3 protein-coding genes are annotated in these 6,000 nt (G+C 50.3%); 1 reads left to right on the top strand and 2 read right to left on the bottom strand.

Features of this window, described 5'->3' with window-relative positions:
- A partial coding sequence (locus QUA24_RS23240; RefSeq protein ID WP_445242641.1) for an Ig-like domain-containing protein occupies window positions 1-3,638 on the top strand: 3,638 nt, incomplete at its 5' end.
- A 650-nt stretch (window positions 3,639-4,288) separates the two neighbouring features.
- Here the strand turns inward: QUA24_RS23240 and QUA24_RS23235 are convergent.
- Both QUA24_RS23235 and QUA24_RS23230 read right to left on the bottom strand, forming a co-directional pair.
- Complete coding sequence (locus QUA24_RS23235) at window positions 4,289-4,912, bottom strand: GNAT family N-acetyltransferase (protein ID WP_333215627.1); 624 nt, start codon at window positions 4,910-4,912, stop codon at window positions 4,289-4,291.
- A 321-nt stretch (window positions 4,913-5,233) separates the two neighbouring features.
- Complete coding sequence (locus QUA24_RS23230) at window positions 5,234-5,479, bottom strand: hypothetical protein (RefSeq protein ID WP_333232406.1); 246 nt, start codon at window positions 5,477-5,479, stop codon at window positions 5,234-5,236.
- Window positions 5,480-6,000: the final 521 nt, after the last annotated feature.

Genomic DNA, 6,000 nt, shown 5'->3' with positions numbered 1-6,000 from the left:
CAACTCCAACTAACAACCAACCGCCATTAGCCAACAATGCCAACTCCAGCCTCGGGCCCAACAGCAGCCAGTTAGTGACAGGATTGGGAGGAAGCGACCCCGACGGGTCGATCGCCTCTTACACGCTCAACACCCTGCCCTCACCAGACCAAGCAGTCCTGTTTTTAGGAGATCCAGCCAACGGCGGTGTACCAGTGACACCAGGTCAAGTCCTGACTCCAGAACAGTTGCAGCAACTATTTTTCCAAACGAAGGGCAACTTTACAGGAGCCAATTTCACCTACAGCGCCACAGACAACAGCGGCGCATCCAGTCCCGCTACCGCTACTGTCGCGGCTATCTTGCGCCCAGAAGCGCCAACTCCCACACCAACACCAACTCCAACTAACAACCAACCGCCATTAGCCAACAATGCCAACTCCAGCCTCGGGCCCAACAGCAGCAAGTTAGTCACGGGATTGGGAGGAAGCGACCCCGACCCCGGCGGGTCGATCGTCTCTTACACGATCAACACCCTGCCCTCACCAGACCAAGCAGTCCTGTTTTTAGGAGATCCAGCCAACGGCGGTGTACCAGTGACACCAGGTCAAGTCCTGACTCCTCAACAGTTGCAGCAACTATATTTCTTCACGACGGGCAACTTTACAGGAGCCAATTTCACCTACACCGCTACAGACAACAGCGGTGCTATCAGTCCAGTCGCTACCGCTAGTGTGGCTGGACTGATAGGGCCCACACCAACTCCCAGCACAACTGACAACCAACCGCCAATTGCCAACAATGCCAACTCCAGCCTGGGGCCCAACAGCAGCCAGTTAGTCACAGGATTGGGAGGAAGCGACCCCGACCCCGACGGGTCGATCGCCTCTTACACCATCAACACCCTGCCCCCAGCGGCCCAAGGAGTCCTGTTTTTAGGAGATCCAGCCAACGGCGGCGTACCCGTGACACCAGGTCAAATCCTGACACCTCAACAGTTACAGCAACTATTTTTCCAATCCACAGGTAGCTTTACCGGAGCAACTTTCAGCTACAGCGCCACAGATAGCAACGGCGCTACCAGTTCCCTGGCTACCGCTACTCTCGGTTCCACAGGAGCAACTCCCACACCAAATCCCCTAAACTTACCGCCAGTAACCAACAATGCTAATTTCACGGTAGAGCCCAACAGCAGCGCGCGGGTGCCGGGATTGGGAGGAAGTGACCCCGATGGGTCGATCGCCTCTTACACTATCAACACCCTGCCGCCAGCGGCCCAAGGAATCCTGTTTTTAGGAGATCCAGCCAACGGCGGAGTAGCCGTGACACCAGGTCAAGTTTTGACACCGGAACAAATAGGACAACTATTTTTCCAATCCACCGGCGACTTTACCGGTGCCAATTTCAGCTACAGCGCCACAGATAACAGCGGCGCTACCAGCCCCGCCACTGCTACAGTTGCCGCTATCTCCCCGACTTCCAACCAACCGCCATCGATTAACAATGTTAACTTCACGGTTCCGACTAACGGCATCGTGCAGGTGTTGGGATTGGGAGGAAGTGACCCCGATGGGTCGATCGTCTCTTACACCATCACCAGAGTCCCCCCAGCCAACCAAGGAGTCCTGTTCCTATCAGATTCAGTCAACGGCGACATACCCGTGACAGTCGGTCAAGTTTTGACTCCGGCACAAATAGGACAACTATTTTTCGTAGCCACAGTTGACTTTAACGGAGCAACTTTCAGCTACACCGCCACCGACAACCTCGGCAAAGTTAGCCCAGCTAGCGCTACTGTTGCTGCTATCTTGAGGCCAGTTGGAAGTGTTCCCCCACTCATACCTACACCCACACCAACGCCTGCGCCCGGTATCTCAAATCCGATCGCCGAAACAGATACCAACTGTCAATGTTCGCCCATTATTGAAAAACCGGGAATTAACTTTGCGCCTCCGCAGCAACCACCCGCAGTTGGCTTTGTCCGGCCTATTTCACAATTTTCAGAGGGACAAACCACCAAAGGAACCGACGGCGATGACTTGATCGTAGACACCAAAGGCAACCAAAAAATCGTCGGTTTTGAAGGCAACGATCTGCTTTTAGGTGAAGACGGCGCGGACGAAATTTACGGCAACGAAGACAATGACACGATTTTTGGGGGCATTGACACCGATATTGTTTACGGAGACGAGGGCAACGATATCGTATTTGCAGGCAAACAGAACGACTGGATTGCCGGCGACTTAGGCTCTGACAGCCTGTTTGGAGATCTAGGTGCCGATACGATTTTGGGAGACAACGGCAACGATAACTCCAGCAGTGCTCAGAACAATGGCGATTTGATCTTCGGAGGCAACGGTGCAGACCTGATTAACGGCAACGAGGGCGATGATACCATCCATACCGGCAAAGGTGACGATATTGCCCTTGGAGGTAAAGAAAATGACCGAATTTGGGGCGAACTTGGCTCCGATACGTTGTTTGGTGGCATCGGCTCCGACAGCTTGTTTGGGGGCATCCGCGACCAAAGTGCCAGCGACTCCCAGGGACGCGACTTGCTGTACGGAGGCTTCGGTAACGACTTCCTCAACGGCCAACAAGACAACGATACGCTGGTTGCAGGCAAAGATAACGATCGCGCTTACGGAGGTAAAGGCAATGACATCATCTACGGTCAATTAGGCTCCGATACCCTCTACGGCGGCCAAGGAGCTGATATTCTGCTCGGCGACAGTGGCAGTTCCCAGTCCATCGGGGATCTCGGTGAACAAGACTTAATCTTTGCCGACAGCGGCAACGACATCATAGGCGGCGGGCACGGTAATGATACCGTGCAAGCAGGTAAAGGCAATGATTGTGTTTGGGGTGGCAAAGATAATGACCTGATTTGGGGCGAACTCGGCTCTGATACCCTTGTTGGCGACAGCGGCGACGACACCATGTACGGCGGTGCTCGAAGTCGAGCTAATGATGTTGGCGGTCAGGACTTGCTCTTTGGTGGGATCGGTGCTGATGTGCTGTTCGGCGATGAGGGTGACGATACCATCAGTGGCGGTCAAGACAACGACTTGATTTACGGCGGTAAAGCTAACGACCTCATAAACGGAGATCTGGGCGAAGACTTGATTTACGGCGGTGACGGCAGCGATGAACTCTGCGGTGGCGAGGGCAACGATACCATCTATGGCGATCGTGCTGATAACCGGGGTGTCTCGGTGGCCGCAAACGACCAGCAAGACTGCATCAACGGCGGTGAGGGCGATGACTTGCTTTACGGCAACGAAGGCCAAGATACTATCAACGGAGATGCTGGCAGCGATACCTTGATTGGTGGTAAAGATAACGACCTTCTCAATGGGGGCGCTGGAGATGACTGGCTGTTTGGCGACTTGGGCGAAGATACTTTAATTGGAGGTATTGGGAGCGATCGATATGTGTTGAATGGTGAGGGCGGCACTGATACTGTCATTAACTTCGAGGTAGGCGTCGATAAGTTTGTTTTGACCGACGGGCTGAGTTTCCAGCAGTTGCAATTTAGCACCACTCCGAACGGTACGCTGCTGCGAGTAGCTGGAACCGATCGGGTTTTAGCAAATCTGGTTGGGGTTAACGGGCCGATCGGCTCCTCGGATTTCCTACCAAATCTCTCTGAACTCTAGAATTGGCGGCGAAAGTCTCCTGTTCTGGCGAACAAAACGCCACAGCAGATCAGAACTTCTGTGGCGTTCCTCACCCTACTCAATCCGGGTTAGAAACTTTGTTGCACTCGGCCCTTGACATCGCTCTTACAGTTGCCTTTTGTCCCTCTCTAAAATGCTAAAAAATAAAGGTGTATTCAAGCCGTATTTGGTATAATATCAAATCGGTTAGCCTGGGGATTATTCATAAATTTCTTATCTTTATCGGCGTGAATCAGGGTCAATCCCTTGTCATCTGCGGTGAATAAATTATATTTTTTTACCCCAGATACAGGCAGATCAACACAGATTAATTATATTAATTACTGTTGCAACTTCCGTGATTTTTGACGGGTTTTTACGTCTGACGAGGATACGGGAGTTGATATTATAACTTTGTAGGGGGTTTTTCAGGGGTTCCAAGGTACACAAGGCTTGGTAGCTCAAGTGTTTACTACCAACTAATGGTAGCGTGTTGTGCGATCGGAATTAAGAGCAAACTAAAATTTATCACTAATTCCCCATTCCCATTCCATTGATCCACAATTCGGAAGTACAAAATACACGGATAGCTATTTTTTCCTTTTTCTTGGCGAAGCCCCAATTCCCCATGATCAATTCAAATACTTAGCTTAGGATAGCGAAATCTGCTTGCGTAAAAACAGGCGGCGCGGCTGGCCGAACAGCCAACCAGTCCAATTCCAATCCACCTGTTGCAAGCGATAGCCGGCCTGATAGTACAACTGTCGCGCCGGGTGATTATTTTCCAGAACGTGGAGGTAAATCTCCGAAAATCCCCATTCTTTGGCGGTCTCCTCGCAGTTGCTGAGCAATTGTTGAGCAACTCCCTGCCGCCGGTAATCCGGGTGAACGGCTAAATTCGACAAATAAGGATAGTCAGAACTAGGGATTTGCCAAGGAAAGCGAGAACGCAAAGCCATTTCTACTGTTCCTGCCATACGCTGAGTTCGGTGAGATCGATAATTCTGTGTTCCCTCCTCGCGCGAGACTAGCTCAGCAACCAGACAAATGTAATGTTCTGCCTTAGAACGCAGTCGATTTTTTAAATCTTCGTAAATGCCCAAACGCAACACTGGATACACCCATTCTACCAACCCCTCGCGGGAGTGAAAGCTCATGGCTAAAATATCAGCTAGCTGCGTTAAGTCGTTGGGCACAGCGACCCGGATCGAAAAACCAGAAAGTCCGGGAGTTTGTTGTTGGTGAGATGGTGAGGAAAAAAATGAAGGATTCACAATGCCAGGCCACTATATTAATTTTTTTACGCGGGTTTCTAAGCTACCCTCTTAGAAGATTCACTAATGTTATACTGATCTTATAACGTAACTTATAGGCATAGTTTATTAGCCAGATTAAATTATATTTTTTGGTGCTTGACTTTAAGTACGATTTGAGGTAAACAGAAAATTTTTATCATTTAATATTCTAGTTATGAAAAAATAAAATTCATCCCCTAATACTAGATTTGTGGATAAGCTATTTTGCCTTTAAATTGAAGCTTGATCCCTGGCTTTCGGCCGGCATCAGAAGAGTTTAAGTAAACAGTAGCTTACAAATTAAATGCGCGACAGCTTAGCGGGCAAGGTATTAAAAACAATCACAAAGGTTTTAACATCAGGTTCCCGGAATGCTACCGATCTCTGCTTACGGAAATACCCGATCGAATATAATTTATTCGTCCAGCGGTAGTAGAAAAACTCCACGACTGACCATACTAACACCGGGTACGATCGCGCGTCGGATGTTCGCCGCCGCCCCCCCCGGCTTGGCACCCTAGTTTTCAGCAGTTCTGGGCTATCCATCGTCCGTCCCCCATGGAACCGGCCTTACCTGTTGAGCTAGGGGGTACTTTCCCAACTTCCAATTTAAATTTGGATGCCTGGAAACAGTCAGCAGGGGTTTTCGCCGTCGGTTCGATACTCTGCTGCGCGCGATGAGACCTTAAAAACCTCGATCGAGCTAATTGACCCTGCCCAAAAACCGATACAAGCCACCGACACTCGTCGGGGACCGATCAAAATTTTAGACCCTAGTTCAAGCTCCCCGATTCATCTGTGGAGTAAATCTAAAATCTAAAACCTAAAATCTAAAATCGACTGATCGGTTTCCACAGAGTACATCCCTAGCTAAGATTAACAGATGGATGCTCGAGCTTGCGGTGTTTCGCTGCAGTAATTGGCTTGGGCGTTGGTCTGCAGGACGCACAAAAAATGCCGAGATCGGGGAAAAAAGTGCAAGTCTAACTAAAATGGTACAGCAATTGCGTCACTCCCACAGACACCTCTGTGGTCTGTGGGCCACCCCCGAATATCAGTCAGGGGCT

Origin of the sequence: Microcoleus sp. Pol12B5 (assembly GCF_036701335.1) — a bacterium.
Classification (GTDB): Bacteria; Cyanobacteriota; Cyanobacteriia; order Cyanobacteriales; family Microcoleaceae; genus Microcoleus.
This window is presented reverse-complemented; position numbering and strand designations above follow the sequence as displayed.